The sequence below is a fragment of the Bradyrhizobium sp. CB2312 genome, from assembly GCF_029714425.1.
GTDB lineage: Bacteria > Pseudomonadota > Alphaproteobacteria > Rhizobiales > Xanthobacteraceae > Bradyrhizobium.
Genome location: NZ_CP121668.1, coordinates 2,379,835 through 2,397,898 on the forward strand (window position 1 = coordinate 2,379,835; position 18,064 = coordinate 2,397,898).

20 protein-coding genes are annotated in these 18,064 nt (G+C 64.2%); 8 read left to right on the forward strand and 12 right to left on the reverse strand.

The genetic code is table 11. From position 1 onward, the window contains the following. Positions 1–116: 116 nt before the first annotated feature. The gene (locus QA642_RS11260; RefSeq protein ID WP_283084724.1) at positions 117–767 is read left to right on the forward strand and encodes a FecR family protein; all 651 of its coding nucleotides are present in this window, start codon (positions 117–119) and stop codon (positions 765–767) included. Positions 768–858: 91 nt separating this feature from the next. After that, entirely contained in the window at positions 859–1,710 is an 852-nt protein-coding gene (locus QA642_RS11265) for a tetratricopeptide repeat protein (protein ID WP_283084725.1), read from the forward strand. Positions 1,711–1,859: 149 nt separating this feature from the next. Here QA642_RS11265 and QA642_RS11270 read toward each other — a convergent pair whose 3' ends face one another. Together QA642_RS11270 and QA642_RS11275 are read right to left on the reverse strand one after the other, a co-directional pair. Beyond that, entirely contained in the window at positions 1,860–2,933 is a 1,074-nt protein-coding gene (locus QA642_RS11270; protein ID WP_283084726.1) for a tartrate dehydrogenase, read from the reverse strand. 21 nt (positions 2,934–2,954) lie between these two features. Next, positions 2,955–4,253, reverse strand: coding sequence for an MFS transporter (locus QA642_RS11275; RefSeq protein WP_283084727.1), 1,299 nt, complete (start codon positions 4,251–4,253; stop codon positions 2,955–2,957). Between the two features lie 279 nt (positions 4,254–4,532). Here QA642_RS11275 and QA642_RS11280 point away from each other — a divergent pair, with 279 nt between their 5' ends. Further along, positions 4,533–5,450 (forward strand): LysR substrate-binding domain-containing protein, encoded by a 918-nt coding sequence (locus QA642_RS11280; protein ID WP_283084728.1) that lies wholly within the window; start codon positions 4,533–4,535, stop codon positions 5,448–5,450. 37 nt (positions 5,451–5,487) lie between these two features. Next, entirely contained in the window at positions 5,488–6,312 is an 825-nt protein-coding gene (locus QA642_RS11285; RefSeq protein ID WP_283084729.1) for an aspartate dehydrogenase, read from the forward strand. 4 nt (positions 6,313–6,316) lie between these two features. Here QA642_RS11285 and QA642_RS11290 read toward each other — a convergent pair whose 3' ends face one another. Then, on the reverse strand, positions 6,317–7,621 hold the full coding sequence (locus QA642_RS11290; RefSeq protein ID WP_283084730.1) for a sorbosone dehydrogenase family protein: 1,305 nt from the start codon (positions 7,619–7,621) through the stop codon (positions 6,317–6,319). 358 nt (positions 7,622–7,979) lie between these two features. Here QA642_RS11290 and QA642_RS11295 point away from each other — a divergent pair, with 358 nt between their 5' ends. The 3 genes from QA642_RS11295 to QA642_RS11305 all read left to right on the forward strand — a co-directional run bounded on the left by QA642_RS11295 (position 7,980) and on the right by QA642_RS11305 (position 9,410). Beyond that, positions 7,980–8,543 (forward strand): hypothetical protein, encoded by a 564-nt coding sequence (locus QA642_RS11295; RefSeq protein ID WP_283084731.1) that lies wholly within the window; start codon positions 7,980–7,982, stop codon positions 8,541–8,543. Between the two features lie 325 nt (positions 8,544–8,868). After that, positions 8,869–9,075 carry a hypothetical protein gene (locus QA642_RS11300; protein ID WP_283084732.1) on the forward strand — a complete coding sequence of 69 codons (207 nt, stop codon included), beginning with the start codon at positions 8,869–8,871 and terminating at the stop codon, positions 9,073–9,075. A 125-nt stretch (positions 9,076–9,200) separates the two neighbouring features. Continuing rightward, the gene (locus tag QA642_RS11305; RefSeq protein WP_283084733.1) at positions 9,201–9,410 is read left to right on the forward strand and encodes a DUF2934 domain-containing protein; all 210 of its coding nucleotides are present in this window, start codon (positions 9,201–9,203) and stop codon (positions 9,408–9,410) included. Positions 9,411–10,028: 618 nt separating this feature from the next. Here the strand turns inward: QA642_RS11305 and QA642_RS11310 are convergent. The 8 genes from QA642_RS11310 to QA642_RS11345 form a co-directional block, all read right to left on the reverse strand. Beyond that, a complete protein-coding gene (locus tag QA642_RS11310) occupies positions 10,029–10,406 on the reverse strand; it encodes a hypothetical protein (protein WP_283084734.1) in 378 nt (125 codons plus the stop codon). A 125-nt stretch (positions 10,407–10,531) separates the two neighbouring features. Then, positions 10,532–11,158 (reverse strand): isoprenylcysteine carboxylmethyltransferase family protein, encoded by a 627-nt coding sequence (locus tag QA642_RS11315; protein ID WP_283084735.1) that lies wholly within the window; start codon positions 11,156–11,158, stop codon positions 10,532–10,534. A gap of 27 nt (positions 11,159–11,185) precedes the next feature. Continuing rightward, a complete protein-coding gene (locus QA642_RS11320; RefSeq protein ID WP_283084736.1) occupies positions 11,186–12,217 on the reverse strand; it encodes an NAD-dependent epimerase/dehydratase family protein in 1,032 nt (343 codons plus the stop codon). A 29-nt stretch (positions 12,218–12,246) separates the two neighbouring features. Then, positions 12,247–12,783: an Mpo1-like protein gene (locus QA642_RS11325; protein WP_349253833.1), complete on the reverse strand. Its 537-nt coding sequence runs from the start codon at positions 12,781–12,783 to the stop codon at positions 12,247–12,249. A 153-nt stretch (positions 12,784–12,936) separates the two neighbouring features. Further along, complete coding sequence (locus QA642_RS11330) at positions 12,937–13,614, reverse strand: OmpA family protein (RefSeq protein ID WP_283084738.1); 678 nt, start codon at positions 13,612–13,614, stop codon at positions 12,937–12,939. Continuing rightward, positions 13,614–14,030 (reverse strand): hypothetical protein, encoded by a 417-nt coding sequence (locus QA642_RS11335; RefSeq protein WP_283084739.1) that lies wholly within the window; start codon positions 14,028–14,030, stop codon positions 13,614–13,616. The genes QA642_RS11330 and QA642_RS11335 overlap by 1 nt, the downstream gene beginning before the upstream one ends. Positions 14,031–14,118: 88 nt before the next feature. Beyond that, positions 14,119–14,406, reverse strand: coding sequence for a type II toxin-antitoxin system HicB family antitoxin (locus QA642_RS11340; protein WP_283086855.1), 288 nt, complete (start codon positions 14,404–14,406; stop codon positions 14,119–14,121). 167 nt (positions 14,407–14,573) lie between these two features. Beyond that, positions 14,574–14,840 carry a hypothetical protein gene (locus QA642_RS11345; RefSeq protein WP_283084740.1) on the reverse strand — a complete coding sequence of 89 codons (267 nt, stop codon included), beginning with the start codon at positions 14,838–14,840 and terminating at the stop codon, positions 14,574–14,576. Positions 14,841–14,980: 140 nt separating this feature from the next. Between QA642_RS11345 and QA642_RS11350 the strand changes: the two genes are divergently transcribed. Continuing rightward, positions 14,981–15,310, forward strand: coding sequence for a hypothetical protein (locus tag QA642_RS11350; RefSeq protein WP_283084741.1), 330 nt, complete (start codon positions 14,981–14,983; stop codon positions 15,308–15,310). A 28-nt stretch (positions 15,311–15,338) separates the two neighbouring features. Here QA642_RS11350 and QA642_RS11355 read toward each other — a convergent pair whose 3' ends face one another. Continuing rightward, complete coding sequence (locus QA642_RS11355) at positions 15,339–17,927, reverse strand: UvrD-helicase domain-containing protein (RefSeq protein WP_283084742.1); 2,589 nt, start codon at positions 17,925–17,927, stop codon at positions 15,339–15,341. Positions 17,928–18,064 lie beyond the last annotated feature (137 nt).

Genomic DNA, 18,064 nt, shown 5'->3' on the forward strand with positions numbered 1-18,064 from the left:
TCCGCAGGACCAATCCGGGCCGTAGATGCTGACGATGCACGACGTGCGGGCTTGTCCAGGGTTCACAGACCCATTGAGCGGGCACGCTGACAAGATCTTCTCGGAAAGGGCGGGTCATGTGCGGGCACACAATTGCGGCGTTGATGGCTGGTTTAGCCTGGGCATTCGCGACGGTTCTTGCTGCGCCGGCGCAGGCTCAAGTCAATCCCGTGAGGCCCGGCCTTCAGGACGTTGCGCCACAACCGATCGGAAAGGTCGTGGCCGTCACGGGTTCGGTCACGATCGAGCACGCAGGTGCGGTCGTCGTCCAGGCGAACCTTCCCGATCAGGTTGCTCAAACCAAGGTCGGCGATACCGTGTATCTGCGCGACGTAGTGCGCACCGATGCGGACAGTCGGATCAGCATCAATTTCAGCGATGGTTCGTCGTTCAATCTGTCGAGCAATGCTCGGATGACTCTGGATGAGTACGTGTACGAACCGGCCGGCAAGTCCAACTCGTCGTTTTTCAATCTCACGAAAGGAACGGCCACATTTGTCGCTGGCCAGGTCGCGAAGACCGGCGACATGAAAGTCGATACGCCCGTTGCAACCATGGGAATCCGCGGCACCACGCCGCACATCGAAATTTCGGACGACGGCGCTGTCAATTTTTCGACGCTCATCGAAGAGGGCAAGAGCAAATTGCTCAAGAAGCACGTCAGCGCCCCGGTGCGGCAGCCCGACCAGGAGAGCCGTCCCAGGCTGAACATCTGCCGGGGATGCTGAAGTGATCTTCAGGCGTCCTCTCCTCGTCCATCGCGGCGCGCGAAACGTCCAAGTCGGAGTTCCGCTCGTTTCAGCGAAGCCTGATCCGGACATGGCCTTGAGAGCCACCGTCATCGACAGCTTCGCCCTCATTCTCGCCCTGCTGTTGCTCGGATCGCCGGTGGGCGCGCAACAGCCGCAGAAGAATAGCCGCCTCAAGACTATTGAGCAGTGCAACGGAGCGGACCGCATCCCGGCCGAGGCCCGGGTTGCCGCCTGTACCGTGCTCATCAATTCGGGAGATGTCCGGGCGGACGCGCTGGCCGTGGCTTTCAACAATCGTGGCAACGCCTACATCGCGACGGCCGAGTACGATCGTGCGATCAGCGATTTCGGTCAAGCGATCGAACTGGCGTCAGGCTACGCCAAGCCGGTGAACAATCGCGGCGTGGCCTACTTGAGGAAGGGCGCGTATGACGAGGCGATCAAGGCTTTCGATGCGGCGATCAGGCTCAATCCCGGTTATGGCAGCGCCTTCGCCAATCGTGCGGAGGCCCGCCTTAAGCTGAGCCAGTATGATCAGGCCCTGCGGGATTTCGACGAGGCCATCCGCCTCGATCCGGATTTGACGTTGGCCAGGAGCGGGCGGTGCTGGACCCGGGCGGTCATCGGCGATCTTCAAGCCGGGCTCGACGACTGCGACAGGGCCATTCAGTCAGGATCGAACGATGCCGCGACATACGATTCACGTGCGCTGATCCACTTGAAGATGGGCCAACTTGCCGCGGCCATTGACGACTACAATTCGGCATTGGGTGCAGCGCCAAATCTGGCAAGCGCGCTCTACGGGCGCGGGCTTGCCAAGCTCAGGCAGGGAGATAAAGCCGGCGATCGCGACGTCTCGGCGGCCAGGCTCATCAACGCCAAGGTCGGCGACGAGCTCGCCCGCCTTGGCGTGCGGTGACGTCAGGATTGGTCCGCTGAAATTCGCCTGGGAATCATCGACCAGAAAATTCTGAGCCATTCAAGACGCAAGGTTTGGAAGGGGCTTGACGCTCTCGCACCAAGCCTCCCCCTCGGATCGAATATCCGGTTCCGTGCTCTCCAGGGCAGCTACACGTTCGACCCGTGGATGGCGTCGATCACGGCGTCGGTGACTTCCTTCGTCGTCGCCTTGCCGCCGACATCGGGCGTCAGCACGCCGGCGGCGCAGACGCGTTCGACCGCCTTCATCAACCGCGCAGCCGCGTCCTTCTCGCCGAGATGCTCGAGCATCTGCGCGCCGGTCCAGAACGTCGCGACCGGGTTGGCGATGCCCTTGCCGGTGATGTCGAAGGCCGAGCCGTGGATCGGCTCGAACATCGAGGGGTAGCGGCGCTGCGGATCGATGTTGCCGGTCGGTGCCACGCCGAGGCTGCCCGCGAGTGCGCCGGCGAGATCGGAGAGAATGTCGGCGTGGAGGTTGGTCGCCACGATGGTGTCGAGGCTCTTCGGATGCAGGGTCATGCGCACCGTCATGGCGTCGACCAGCATCTTGTCCCAGGTCACATCAGGGAATTCGGTCGCGACCTCGGCGGCGATCTCGTCCCACATCACCATGCCGTGGCGCTGTGCGTTCGACTTGGTCACGACCGTCAGGAACTTGCGCGGCCGCGACTGCGCCAGCTGGAACGCATAGCGCATGATGCGGGTGACGCCGACGCGGGTGAACACGGCGACCTCCGTGCCGACCTCTTCCGGCAGGCCCTTATGGGCGCGGCCGCCCATGCCGGCATATTCGCCTTCCGAGTTCTCGCGCACGATCACCCAGTCGAGATCGCCGACGCCGACATTGCGCAGCGGCGAGGCGACGCCCGGCAGGATTTTTGTCGGCCGCACGTTCGCGTATTGGTCAAAGCCCTGGCAGATCGGCAGGCGCAGGCCCCACAGCGTGATGTGGTCGGGCACATCAGGCGCGCCGACCGCGCCGAAATAGATCGCGTCGAACTTCTTGAGTTCAGCAAGTCCATCGGCCGGCATCATCACGCCGTGCTTCTTGTAATAGTCCGAGCCCCAGTCGAATGTCTTGACGTTGAAGGCGAGGTCGCCGCTGCGTTTTGCCAGAGCCTCCAGCACGCGGACGCCGGCCGAGATCACCTCGGGGCCGATGCCGTCGGCGGGAATGGCTGCGATCGAATGGGTGCGCATGAAGATGCTCCGTTTGGGGTGTCAGTGGGATTGCGGGACGGGTTCGACGGGCGCGGTTTTCGCGCGCGACAATAGCAGGGTCAGGACCGCCGAGAGAACGAGCAAACCGCTGACGAAATAGAGCCCGCCGACAAAGCTGCCGGTCTGGTCCTTGATCCAGCCGATCATGGCGGGCCCGACGAAGCCGCCGAGATTGCCGATCGAGTTGATGGTGGCGATGCCGGCTGCGGCCGCGGGACCGGACAGGAACAGCGTCGGCATGCTCCACAGCGGCGGCTTGGCCGAGGAGATGCCGATATTGACCAGCGTGAGTGCGACCAGCACGGCGACGACGCCGGCAGCAAGCCCGGCATAGGCGAGGCCCGCAGCAGCGATCAGGCAAGCCCAGACGACGTGCCATGTGCGTTCGCCGGTGCGGTCCGAATGCCGTGCCCACAGGATCATGGCGACGACGGCGGCGGTTGCCGGCAATGCGTTGAGGAAGCCGACCTGGAGCGAGGACAGGCCGAACTGCTTGATGATCTGCGGCGCCCAGACGCCGAGCGTGTAGAGGCCGGCCGAGGTGCCGAAATAGATCAGCGACAGCGCCAGCACGCGTGGATCGGCGAGGCCCCGCCAGATGCTGTGACTTGCGGTCGCGGCCTTGCTGGTTGTCTCCGCATTCATGGTCTCGACCAGCCAGCGGCGCTCGTCCTCGGCGAGCCATTTTGCTTTCTCGGGCCGGTCGGTCAGGAAGCCCAGCACGACGAAGCCGAGCAGCACGGCCGGCAAAGCCTCCAGCACGAACAGCCATTGCCAGCCCTTGAAACCGAACAGGCCATCCATCTCCAGCAGCGCGCCCGAGATCGGCGAGCCCAGCACGGTCGAGAGCGGGGCTGCCGCCATGAACAGCGCGGTCACCGCGGCACGCTGGCGCGCCGGGAACCAGTAGGAGAGGTAGAGGATGATGCCGGGGAAGAACCCGGCTTCGGCGACGCCGAGCAGGAAGCGCAGGATGTAGAAGCTGGTCGCCCCCTGCACGAACGCCATCGCGGCCGAGACGAGGCCCCAGGTGATCATCACCCGCGCGATCCAGATCCGCGCGCCGACCTTGTGCAGGATGATGTTGGAAGGCACCTCGAACAGGAAGTAGCCCCAGAAGAAGATGCCGGCGCCGAAGCCGTAGACCGCCGGCGACAGGCCGATGTCCTTGTTCATCGTCAGCGAGGCGAAGCCGATGTTGACGCGGTCGATGAAGGCCACGAAGTACAGCAGCATGATGAAGGGAACGATGCGCCAGGTGATCTTGCGCAGCACGCGCGTCTGAATCTCGCTCGCCACCTGGCCTCCTCAGGTTCTGGTTCTTCGTTATGCGGTGGAGCCTAAGCGAGGGCAGGAGAGGGACTCAATTGGCGCTGGTTTATACAAAAAAATGATATAATCCCCGCCAGGCGCGTAAGGTGGGTGTTGGGCGCACTGAAGCTCCCCAGCGTCATGCCCGGGCTTGTCCCGGGCATCCACGTTCTTCGCGCTGCAGGGAAAGGCGTGGATGGCCGGGACAAGCCCGGCCATGACGTCCTCGTACAATGCGATCGCCCAGGGCGAGAGTGAGGACCAGGAATGGAATTGCATCAGCTTCGATGCTTCGTGGCGGCGGCCGAGCAGCTGCATTTCGGCCGCGCGGCGCAGCAGCTCCAGATGCTGCCCTCCGCGCTCGGCCGGCAGATCAGGCTGCTGGAGGAGGACCTCGGCACGCGCCTGTTCGCGCGGACGACGCGCGCGGTGTCGCTGACGGAGGACGGTGCGACGCTGCTGCGCGATGCCCGCGCCATCCTCGCCAGGGTCGAGGCGGTCGAGAGCAATTTGCGCAACCGCTCGCGCGCAGGGGCCGCGCGGCGGCTCCGCGTCGGCGCCATCGATAGTGCGGCAGCCGGGCTCCTGCCGCCGCTCTTGCGCGATTTCCGCGCCAGGCATCCTGACATCGCGGTACAGCTGCTCGAGGATAAGACCGTCCGGTTGCTGCCGAAGATTTTGACCGGCGCGCTCGATCTCGCCTTCGTCCGTCCGCCCGACCGAGCCGACAAGCGCCTCGAATTCCGCGATCTGCTTCAGGAGACCGCCATCGTGGCGTTCCCGCAGCGGCACGCGCTGGCCGCGCGCAAATCGATCACGCTCGCCGACATCGCCGACGAGGCGATGCTGGTGCCGGACCGCCGCTCGCGGCCGCACAGCCACGACCTCACCATCAAGCTGTTCGAGCAGGCCGGCTTGATGCCGCGCATCGTGCAGGTCGCCGACGAGAAGCAGACCATCATCAACCTGGTGGCAACCAAGCTCGGCGTTGCCATCGTGCCGCGCTGGACCACGCGGATGGCGGTGTCGGGCGTGCGCTTCGTGCCGCTCCGGCCGAAGCAGCGCGGCCCGGTTGGCCGCCTGCCGCTCGCGGCGGCCTGGCTGCGCGGCTCGCGCGATCCGGCGCGCGATGCCATGCTGGCGGTGCTGGAGACGCGCCTGCGCAGCTATGCGCGGGAGGCGTGAGGGGCTATGACATTGGCTTGGATCAAAGGTGGATGCGATGACTGAACAGAAAGCGCCGAACGAGTTGCGGGTGGCCATCGCCGGGCTGGGCTCGATCGGCACCAAGATCGCGACCGCGCTGGATCAGGGCATCGAGGGATTGGCGCTGTCCGCGGTGGCCGTCCGCGATCCCGCCAAGCATCAGGCCTTCCTCAATGGTCTGCGCCATCAGCCGAAAGTCATGCCCATCGACCAGCTCGGCGACGCCGCCGACATCGTGGTCGAATGCGCGCCGAGCAACCATCTGCGTTCGATCGTCGAGCCCGCGGTGAAGCGGGGCAAGGCTGCGGTCGTGGTCAGCGTCGGCGGCCTGCTCGACAATTTCGATCTGGTCGATCTCGCCCGTGCCAATGGCGGCCGCATCCTCGTGCCGACGGGCGCGCTGATCGGACTCGATGCCGTCAACGCCGCCGCGGTCGGCACCATCCATTCGGTGAAGATGGTGACGCGCAAGCCGATCGACGGCCTGAGGGGCGCGCCGTTCATCGTCGAGAACAATATCGACATCGATAATCTGCGCGAGCCGCTGAAACTGTTCGAGGGCAGCGCGCGCGAGGCGGCAAAAGGCTTTCCGGCGAACGTCAACGTCGCCGTTGCGCTGTCGCTGGCGGGCATCGGGCCCGATCGCACCCAGATGCAGGTCTGGGCCGACCCCACCGTGACGCGCAACGTCCATCGCATCGAGGTCGAGGCGGATTCGGCGCGGTTCTCGATGGGCATCGAGAACGTCCCGTCTGAAAATCCCAAGACCGGGATGATCACCGCGCTGTCCGTGATCGCACTGCTGCGCAAGCAGCGCGCCACGCTTTGCGTGGGGACGTGAACTTTTACGCCCCCGTCACGCGCCAGATCACGTTGCCGACGTCGTCGGCCATCAGCAGCGACTTCTTGTCGGGGCCGATCACGACGCCGACCGGGCGGCCGTAGGATTCCTTCTCGTCCGGGGACAGGAAGCCCGACAGGATGTCGCGACCGGGGCCGGACGGCTTGCCGTTCGCGAACGGAATGAACACCAGCTTGTAGCCGGACAGCGTGCTGCGATTCCACGAGCCGTGCTGGCCGATCACCATGCCGTCTGGGAAGCCGGGCAGGGTGCCTGCCGGCATCCAGCACAGGCCGAGCGAGGCGGTGTGGCCGCCGAGCGCGTAGTCCGGTTGCAGCGCCTTGGCGACCATCGCCGGATCCTGCGGGACGCGGTCGTCGACCGTCTTGCCCCAGTAGCAATAGGGCCAGCCGTAGAAGCCGCCGTCGCGCACCGAGGTCAGATAATCGGGCGGCGTCTCGTCGCCGAGGCCGTCGCGCTCGTTGACGACGGTCCAGAGCACGCCGGTCGTCGGCTCCCACGCAAGTCCCACGGGGTTGCGCAGGCCCGCGCCAAAGATGCGATGCGTGCCGGCGGCGAGGTCGAGCTCGTAGACCGCGGCGCGGCCTTCCTCGACCTCCATGCCCATCTCGGCGATGTTGCTGAGCGAGCCGACGCCGGCATAGAGCTTCTTGCCGTCGGGGCTTGCCAGCAGGCTGCGCGTCCAGTGGCCGCTCGGCTTGAAGGTCGTGAGCCGCTTGCCCTGCGCGGTGATGCGGTCGGCATTGGCGACGTAGGGAAAGGCCATCACGCCGTCGGTGTTGCCGACATAGAAGGTGTCGCCCACCAGCGCCATGCCGAACGGCTGGTTGAGGTTCTCCATGAAGGCGCCGCGATACTCGGCGACGCCGTCGCCGTCCTTGTCGCGCAGCAGCGTGATGCGGTTGGCGGACACGCCGAGCGCCGCGGCGCGGCGCATCGTCGCCTGCATGGCGTAGTGAAACACGCTGCGCGGCGGACCTGCGATCTGCGTTGCTTCCGCGATCAGCACGTCGCCATTGGGCAGCACCTCGATCCAGCGCGGATGGTCGAGGCCGGCCGCGAAGGCGTTGACCTTGAGCCCGGGCGCGACCGTCGGCTTGTGGCCCTCGCTCCAGCCGCGCGCGGTCGGCATCTTCAGGGTCGGGATCGCACCTTGCGGCTTGGCTTCGGGAATGGCGGGCGTTTGGCCCCAGGCCGGCGCGGGCTCCGTGCCCGACAGTTTGCGCCATTGCAGCGCGATGCCGCCGAGCAATGCGACGAACTGCGCGAAGATGCTGGAAAAAGTCATGAGACGCCCCTGTCGAATCCTGCGGCACCGTCCAACGCCGGATCGCCAAAAGCCCCGCGCGGGCTCAGGCCTGATCGCCGACCTCTCCAGATCAACGATGAAATGTCGTCGTGCCTCGTTGCGCGCGCATCCAACTGGTTGGCGGTAAAAAGGTCAACCTTTACAGAACTCGACCAGCGCCTATTCCCGAGGAATGGCAGCCGACCAAATTTGCATGGAGAGGAAAGTCAGCAGCGGCCGATGTGCCGGTCCAGCCGCCGGCGCGAGCCTCTGCTCCTACGCTAGGCACTCCCAAAGAACGTTGCTGACTGATTTTCCGTGCCATTGCCCGCCGCGCGCCGTCGCGACATCTCCAGGCATGCAACTGTTTAACCATCCGTTAACCATAGTTGTTCATGATACTGCTCGTGTATGTGTGTTCGCGACGAGCTTGATCTACATGGCGCAGCGTGGATCCAGAGCGCCAGTTGGAGGGGATGAGAGCGTCCTGAGCTTTCCCTCACCACTGGCACCAGACAAGGGAGCAACAGCTCTCGGTCTGGTATATCAAGCGGCCGATGTCTTCCGCGATATGGAGAAGCACGCCCGCGAGACCGAAGCCCGTGCCCAATCGCTTTGCACGGGCGCCTTAGAAAGATTGCGGCTGGCCGAAGGGCGAGCTGAGGCCGCCGAGCGCGCACAGCGTGAACTCACCGTCACGACCGAACGCAAGTTGCAAGATGCTTGCCGGGCGCTGGAGCAAGCCCAGTGCTGCATTGAAGCTCAGAAGGATAAGTTGACGGCCGTAGAGCTTCGCGCCGAAATTGCGGAAGCCGAAGCGCGACAAGCCAAGGAAGCGCTCGCGCTCGTTGAAGAGGCCATTCGCAAGCGTCTGCTTTGCGCAAATCCGCATGCCGATGGCAGGTTGGCAGCGGTAGCCTGATCAATTGCGACTGCAATGGCTCGCTGGGTTCTAGCGCGCGGGTAGGCGCGGAGCGGGCGAACTCGTCCTGCTGTGAGCCTGGCGGTAGCGACCGCCTTTAGCATTTGAAATCGGGCGGGATGGGGTTCGACCCGAATAGGGCCGGTGCAGCCTGAGAGGCTCATTTTACTTACGGGACAACACGCCGCGTTACCGGCGCGCGCCAATTCCAATGACAGAGCCAAACGATAACGAACTATTAACCATGTTCGGCTATCTGGAGAATTGGGCATTCGGGGGCGCGTGTGCTGGCTTGCGGGCCAGCCGGTAGCGTAGGTGTGGACCCATGGCCCTTGACCCGGAAGAACTCGTCACCCTGACAGATCACGGCTCGATGAAACTGCGCGGGGCAGTATCGCGCGCGATGACGTTGCCACCCAAGGAACGCAAGCGGACGACAATCGTCCGCGAGGGTGAACCGGCGATCCTGCATTTCGAGCAGATCAAAAACCTTGCGGCGTGGTGGAACGAACGGCTCGCGCCAATCGACTGACTAGCTTCGCTGTACTGGCGTCAGTCGGGCCCCGAGCCCTCAAAGAGGCGCCGTTAAGATTTCATTAACCCTACTAGAGCAAGTCTTTTGGCCGGGCTGGGCCGATCATTCGCAAGGAGAATCCCATGCCAAATCTGGAAGAGGCAATTCGCGAGCGCGCCTACCACCTCTGGGTCGCCGATGGTCAACCCGACGGAAAGGCGGAAGTCCATTGGATGCATGCTCAATACGAAATTCTCGCGGCGTCAGTTGCAAGCCATGCCGTAGCTGACATCGCAGTGACAAAACCCGCCAGAAGGGTAAGTTCTCCGAAAAGAAAAACTCGCGCTGACTAAAGCGCGATGAAGTTGAGATGGATCGTCATCGCGCTTTAGGTTGTTGCTTGAGCATGATCTTTCCGGAAAACCGCTACACACTTTTCCGGATCGTGCTCTAGTCCAGCGCGAGGACGGGTGCCGTTTGCAATTCGGTCGGCGGGCTGCTGGTTTTCGTTAGAAAGACATCCAACGATGCGGGAACTGGCAGCCTAGCTAACCCAAATTTCTTCGAGAGGAACCGAGAACAACACCTAGACTATTCGTTGGGTCGGCAGTTCAATTGGCGTTGGTTGATCGAGCCGGTTTCTCGCACCATCCAGAGCCGAGAGCGACGAGCGCCGACGTGACCAGAGCCGATGGCAACCAGTGTCCGACGGGACCAGTGTCCGTAAGGCCAGCGTCAAAGAGGCCAGGGTCCAGAAGGCCAGCGTAAAGCGAGCATCAACCCTGCAAGCGGCCCGCCAAGTCTGCTCGCAGCCAACTTGGCAAGACACGGCAAGGCCTTTGCCAACGAAGAACCTTTGAGGCTTTGGGACCATCGGTCGCTCCGATGGTCCCTCTTCATTGGGTTGCATTGGCGCGAGACACCGGGCGGCTGTCGCTTAAGCGTTCACCATGCAATCAATGCGCGGAACGCTATTTGACCGTCGCGTGCACGGTGATTACCGACGTGCCAGAAGATGTCGGCCCCTGACCCGTCGCTTTGATGGCAAAGGTATCGCTACCCTTAAATTTAGCCTTTGCTTTGTATTCGAACGTAGACAGGTTGAGCTTTTTCAGCTTGCCGTGTGACGGCTTTTGAGAGATGTCTGCGCCACTCACCGTGCCGCGCATCTTGATTGGAAATTGGCAACTTGCTCCGGACGCGAGGTCAATGTCGGCCGTCGAGTTCTCGCCCCAGTCCGCTAGTGTGCCCGAGATTGAACATTCAGAAGCGGCCGCCGCCCGAGATACGGACAGTAGGCTTGGACAGCTAGCGATAAGCGCCAACGCGGCGATCTTTGAAAGCTGCATAATGGCCTTCTCCGTAGCGCTGTCAGTTTACGGACATCACTCCTCTGGCATCGAGCGCAAGTCCGACACTAGCGGTAACGTCGTGCAGAGAAAGCGGAACGCAGCGACCGCACCCTCGGGACGCCTCACCGCGGCGACAGGAACGGAATGATCATCGGCACGCGGCGACAATACGCGCCGTAAGCATCCTCGCCGAGCTCCTTCGACAAAAACACCTCTTCCATCCGGCCCTTCTGCCACATGCCGAGCGAGATCAGGATGGCGCCGAGGATCGTCGTGACGGTGCCGATCGCGAAGCCGGTGACGAGCATGCCGGCGATCAGTCCCGTGTAGATCGGGTGACGCACGATGCCGTAGGGGCCGGTGTCGATGACGCGGTGGTCTTCCTTGTGGGTGATGGTGTTGGACCAGAATTTTCCGAGATGCAGCCGGCCCCACCAGGCGAAGGCGATGCCGGCGGCCGAGAGGACCGCGGCGATGGTGATGCCGGTGTTGCCGAGCACCCAGAGCGGCTTCCAGCCCAGGAGCTCTGCAACCCACGGCGTGTACAGGATTCCGCCGACCAGGATCGGCAGGCGATAGCGCTGCGACTCCAGTGTCATGACCTGCTTCTTGGTGCGGCCCTGCCAGAACGAGGCGCCGACCCAGCTCGCGAGAAAGGCGAGCCAGATCAAGGCCAGGAGTTCGGTCGGCCAGGTCGTGGTCCAGCCACCCCAGGCTACGGAGAGAAGCTTGCTGAAATCGAAGGACATGAAGGTTCTTTGCGTTAGGCGGCGGCGTCAGCTCGCGCGCGAGGACAGTGCGTGATGCTCGATGGCGCCGGAGGGCTGCTGGCCATTGCGGGCGAGCAGATGGGTGATGGTTTCGCGCAAGACCGGCTCGATCGGGCGCGGCGAATAGCCGAGCTCGGTGCGCGCCTTGCCGATCGAGAGATCGCTCGCGGCGAGCGCGATGCGCACGCCCTCGGCGGTGCCGTTGGGCGGCCGATGGGTGATGTGATCGGAGATGGATTCGAGCATGATCGCCGAGAGCTCGGCGATCTTGCCGGGCACGACCACCGGAAACTGCCGGCGGCCGCTCATCGCCGACATCATCCGCAGGATGCGGCCGAGCGGGACGCAGTCGCCGCCGAGGATGTAGCGCTGGCCGATGCGGCCGCGCTCCATGGTCAGGACGAGGCCCATGGCGACGTCGCGGACATCGACGAGATTGACCAGGAAGTTGAGATGCGGCTGCACCTTCTTCTGGAGGAAGTACCAGAGCATCGCGGTCGGCGGCGTCAGATTGTGGTCGGCGGCGCCGATCGGCATGGTCGGCGTGCCGATGACCAGCGGGAAGCCGCTGGCCGCGGCCTTCGCCGCAAAATGCTCGGCGAGCGACTTCGAGCGCGTATAGGCGCCGGGCATCGCATCGGCCGGCTGCAGCGCCTCCTCGGCGGCGACGCCGTTGAGGTCGGAATAGGGGAACAGGATCGATTCCGTCGAGCAGTGCAGGAAGCGCGACACGCCACGCTTCATCGCGGCTGCGAGCACCACCTCGGTGCCGCGGCAATTGACGTCGTGAAAATCCTGCTTGTTGGCGACCCACATGCCGGGCAGGCCGGCGAGGTGATAGACCTGATCGACGCCTGCGACGGCAGCGTCGACCGCGGCGACGTCCAGCACCGAGCCATGGACATATTCAACCTCGGCGTTCGCCGCGGCCGGCGCACGGACATCGAGAACGCGTACCCGCTGCGCACGGGCGCGGAGCGCTTCTACGAGGTGATGTCCGATGAAGCCGCTGCCACCGGTAACCAGTACGAGAGCCATGCAGAAGGTTTGCCGTTTCGCTTCTAGAGCTATCGGGTTGAAAGGGAATTGGCCGGAACAGGCGCCAGAATCGCGGCAAGGTCGCGACGGAAGCCCAATGCAATGAACAATTTCGCCATGACAAACATCGGTCCAAGCAGGAAATGCGTGGGATGGTCCACCATCGAGGGCTGCCGTTCCTCGAAAACCCGGTGGCCGACGATCTGCGCTGCGACGCCAAAGCCGATCAACGCCACAAAAATCGACCACATCATGACGATCGAGACCTGATTGCCGATCGCGGTTGCGACCGAAAGCAGCACGATCATCGCGGCGAGGATGCCGAGCCCGATCCCGGCGTCCAGCATCAGCCAGTAGACCAGCACCGGCAGCGCCAGGATCACCGCCAGGCTCACCTCGACCCCGAACACGGAGAAATGCACGAGCGTCAGCGGCAGCACGGCGCCGGTGAACAGCAGCAGGATACCGACCACGTGCATCGCGCAGTTCCAGGGATCGCGATGATATTCGACGTAGTCCACCAGTTGGCGTTGAAAATAACTGGCCATCTCGGTCTCGTGCATCATGGGGTTGGGAAGGGCGAGAACAGGCTATAGCACCTGACAGGGCGGTGCACAAACCGGCCCTATCGTCGCGCAAAACCGCGTTGTCGCGCTGTGAGACAGGTCACAAAACGGAAGAACTTCAATGGGTTCCGCCGGGCATCGAGATGCCCATCCTCAGCGCTTCTTGGCGGGCTTTTTCGCCGCAGGCGCAGGCGCAGCAGCCGGATGCGCGGCCGCCTCCTCCGGCACCTTGGCGAAGGTCAGGATCTGCAACTGGCCGTTCACCGCCGAGGTCGGCTTGGCCCGGTCGAGAAACTGCTCCTCGCCGAGGCCGATCGGATGCAGCCGCTTGGTCGAGATCTTGAATGTGTTCACCAGCACGTCGCGGATCGCGTCGGCGCGGCGCTGGCTCAGGATCGCATTGGCCTCGCGGGTCTTCGAATTGGATTCGACGTGGCCGACGATCAGGAAGGTGTAGGGCAGCAGCGAGGAATGAACCAGCGCATCGGCGATGCGGCCGACGGTCTGGTAGGACGCCGGCTGGATGATCGGCGTGTCGGCATCGAACTGGATCTGCGCATTGAAGGCGGGCAGCTTGGCGAGATCGGGCGCGATCGGCGGCCGGTTCACCGGACCCGGATCATTCTTGATCCTGGCCTTGGCGCGTTCCATCACCTGCTGCTTCAGCGCAGGCAGATCGACCTCGCCGGCCTCCTCGAAATGGTTGAGCTTGGCGACGATGTCGTCGCGGGTCGGCGGCGCCGCCGCCGTCTGCGCGCGGGCTGCGCCGGCAAGCAAGGCGAGACCGAGCGCGATGCCGATTCCGGCGGTGGAGAGCCAGGAGGCGCGCATCAGCGATACCCCGCGTCGTCGACGGCCTTCAGGCAGTTGTTGCTGATGCCCTTGGGAGTCGAGACCAGGCACGGGACCGACTTGCTGGTCTCCTTGGTCGAGCCGCCGCAGACCTTGACGATCTCGCGCTGGCAGGCGTTCGCCACGGTGACACGCGCGGCGATGCGCTTCTGGATGGCGTCAAAGACGCTGAGATAGTCGCTCGTGCACTGCTGCGAGAGCACGTCGCGGTTGCGCGACAGGCACTCCTTCAGCCGGGTCGAATCCGGGTTGACGCCACGGCAATTGGCGACGATCTCCGCGCCGCAGCTCGCCGCCAGCTTTCCGATCGCATCGCCAAAGCTCATGGTCTCCGCCGCCGCAAGCGACGGCATCCCCAATGCCAGCAAGATCAGTGTGATGGAGCCCCGGACCATGCGTGCATCTGATACGGGGAAGTTCGCCATGGTCAAGGGCTGTTCGCCCCGGAACGGTCGAGAGTTCGGCAAGTGCGGCGAACAGTCCTCACTCCGTGGCGGCGGCGACGGGAGGCCATTCGATCAGGACGGCCGTGTGGCTCCGGATCGCGTCGGCAAATTCAGGGGCGGCCTCGAGCTCCTCCAGCGTTCTCGGCGGGGGAAGCTCGCGGCCGTCCTCAATCAGCTCCTGCGCATAGAAGGCGAGCGCCTCGGGCGCATTCTCCAGGGCCTCGTCGACGTCATCGCCGCCGGAAATGCAGCCCGGCAGGTCGGGAAACCACAGGCTGACGGCGTCCGGGCCGGCGTCTTCGATGATGGCAACGTAGTGAGGCATGGCAGGACTGATGGCCTCGATGGTTGTGCCGCCGGGTTTCATTCAATTATGGATACTGGATCTCGGGGAGCAAGCAATTGAGCAAATTGCCTCTGGCTGAAGGCGCCGGTTCATTCGTATTTCATGACGATGGTGCCGTCCCTTCGCCACGCACGATGCGGGTCTTTTCATTCTGCCCCCGATCGCGCAATGCGCACACACGCATCATCGTGGCGATGCATGGCGTCGATCGCGCTGCCGCGGCGTTTCGCGATCTGCTCGCCCCTCAGGCCGAGCGCAACGGGCAAATCGTGCTGGTGCCGGAGTTCGATCCGGAGCAGTTCCCGGGCATCTCCGCATACAATTTTGGCGGTGTGCGGCTGCCGCCGCCAGACAACACGGTCCTGCCGCGCGATCTCTGGAATTTCGGGGCGATCGACCGGCTGTTTCATCATGTTCGAGATGCGTCGGGTCCAGCCGGGAGACCTTCGGTCTGTTCGGCAATTCCGCGGGGGCCCAATTCGTCCTGCGCTATCTTGCGCTCAACGAAGCCGCGTCCGTCGATATGGCCGTTGCCGCCAATTGCGGATGCTACATGCTGCCGAACCTCGCCAAAGACTATCCGGACGGCATGGGAGGGATTGGCCTCGATACAAGTGATTTGCGGAGGTATCTCGGGCGCTCGCTCGTCATCTTGCTGGGCGATGCCGACAACGACCCTGATGCTCCCGACCTGCCGCGCTGGGACGAGGCGATGGCCCAAGGGCCTCATCGCCTTGCCCGCGGTCTCTGGCATTTCGAACACTGCACGAAGCTGGCCAGGAGCCTCGATGTGGCGCTGGGCTGGAGACTCGAAATCGCGCCGGGTGCCGGGCACGTCGACCAGTTGATCTACGACCAGGGCGCCAACATCTTGAACGGCTGAGTGGATGGCCCTGCGTGCAAGGGCCGCCTCACGCCCGCTGCACAAAGCTGTCCACGACCTTCTTCTCGCCGGCCTTGTCGAAGGCGATGGTGAGCTTGTTGCCGTCGATCTTGGTGACGTGGCCGTAGCCGAATTTCTGGTGGAAGACGCGATCTTCGACCGAGAATTCCGAGGTCGTGCCTGTCGATTTGGCGACCAGCTCGCCCTCGATCGTCAGGGGGCCGCGGCGGCGCGAGGCGAAGTTGCCGAAATCGGGGCCGGATGACGAGGCGGACGAGAACGAGGCGGTCTCTTCCTCGAAACCGCCGGTTCGGCCGCCGCCATTGCGGCCGCCGCCGCGGTTGCGGTTGGCCTGGGCGCGCTGCCAGCCCGGCGTCGAATAGCTGGAGCCGAACGCCTCCATGTCGTCGAAGCGCGAAGCGCCATAGCCAGTGGCGCCGCCCCAGCCCGAGCCACCCTTGGATTCCGTGATCTCGACATTGGCCGCCGGCAATTCATCGAGGAACCGCGAGGGGATCGTGGTCGACCAGGTGCCATGGATCCGGCGATTGGTCGCGAAATAGATCATCGCGCGGCGGCGGGCGCGGGTGAGGCCGACATGGCCGAGCCGGCGCTCTTCCTCGAGCCCGGCGCGGCCCTGTTCGTCCAGCGTGCGCTGGCTCGGGAACAGGCCTTCCTCCCAGCCGGGCAGGAACACGTTGTCGAATTCGAGGCCCTTGGCCGAGTGCAGCGTCATCAGCGACACCGCGTCGTCCTCGGCGCCGCCCTCGCGGTCCATCACCAGCGAGATGTGCTCCAGGAACCCTTGCAGGTTCTCGAACTCCTCCATCGAGCGAACCAGCTCCTTGAGGTTCTCCAGCCGGCCCGCGGCGTCCGCCGATCGGTCCTTCTGCCACATCTCGGTGTAGCCGCTCTCGTCGAGCACGATCTGCGCCAGCTCCGTGTGCGAGGTGACCTCGCGCTGGGCGCGCCAGCGGTCGAACTGGGCGACGACGCCGCGCAAGCTTCCGCGCGCCTTCGGCTTCAACTCGTCGGTCTCGACCACCGCGCGCGCCGCTTCGAACAGCGGAATGCGGCGCTTGCGGGCGTGGTCGTGCAGCATCTGAATGGTGGCGTCGCCGAGCCCGCGCTTGGGCACGTTGACGATGCGCTCGAAGGCGAGGTCGTCGGCCGGCGAATTGATGACGCGTAGATATGCGAGCGCGTCGCGGATTTCCGCGCGCTCGTAGAAGCGCGGGCCGCCGATGACGCGATAGGGCAGGCCGAGCGTGACGAAACGGTCTTCGAACTCGCGCATCTGGTAGGACGCGCGCACCAGAATGGCGATCTCGTTGAGCTTCTCGCCCTGGCGCTGCAGCTGCTCGATCTCCTCGCCGATGCCGCGGGCTTCCTCTTCGGAATCCCACGAGCCAGTCACCGTGACCTTCTCGCCGTCCTGGTCCTCGGTGCGCAGCGTCTTGCCGAGCCGGCCTTCATTGTGCGCGATCAAATGCGAGGCGGCGGCGAGGATGTGGCCGGTGGAGCGGTAATTGCGCTCGAGGCGGATCACCTTGGCGCCGGGGAAATCGTGCTCGAAGCGCAAGATGTTGTCGACCTCGGCGCCGCGCCAGCCATAGATCGACTGGTCGTCGTCGCCGACGCAGCAGATGTTTTTGGTGGGGCCTCTTTCGCTAACGGGAATCGGCGCCGTATCATTTCTCTCGTCATCACCGGGCTGACGCGAAGCGTCGAGACCCGGTGATCCATCTTGTGAAGAATCGATGGATTGCCGGGTCAAGCCCGGCAATGACGAACTGGAAGACGGCGCCTGCGACAGCAGCCGCAGCCACAGATACTGCGCGACGTTCGTGTCCTGATACTCGTCCACCAGGATGAATTTGAAGCGCTGCTGGTACTGCCGCAAAATATCCGGATGCTCGCGGAAAATGCGGATGTTCTCCAGCAGGAGATCGCCGAAATCGGCGGCGTTGAGGATCTTCAGCCGCTCCTGATAGCTCGCATAGAGCTTGCCGCCCTTGCCGTTGGCGAAGACAGCGGCTTCGCCGGAGGGCACCTGCGAGGGCATCAGGCCGCGGTTCTTCCAGCCGTCGATCAGGCCGGCCAGCATGCGCGCAGGCCAGCGCTTGTCGTCGATGTTCTCGGCCTGCAGCAGCTGCTTGAGCAGCCGCACCTGGTCGTCGACGTCGAGCACGGTGAAGTTCGACTTCAGCTGCGCCAACTCGGCATGGAAGCGCAGGATGCGGCCGCCGATGGAGTGGAAGGTGCCGAGCCACGGCATGCCCTCGACGGCGTGGCCGAGCATCTGGCCGAGCCGGTGCTTCATCTCGCGCGCGGCCTTGTTGGTGAAGGTCACCGACAAAATCTCGGCGGGACGGGCGCGGCCCTGGCTCAGGATATGGGCGATGCGCGTCGTCAGAACGCGCGTCTTGCCGGTGCCGGCGCCGGCCAGCACCAGGACCGGACCGTCCAGCGTCTCCACCGCCTCGCGCTGCTCCGGATTGAGCCCGGACAGATATTTCGGGCCCACGGACGCGCGCGCACGCGCCGCGATGCCGCCGGCTGCGGGCTGGTGGTCGGGAACGCTGGTGATCTTGCTCGGCTCGGTCATGCGAATCATTTGGCCCCACGATGGCACCGCGGGGTGACGGGAGGGAGCCTTCTTAACAGGGATTGCTGCCTATATGGGGCACCGGGGCGGGGTTTTCCACGTACGCGGCGGCTCGATTTGTTCCCGAAAGCCGGGCGAATTTCCAC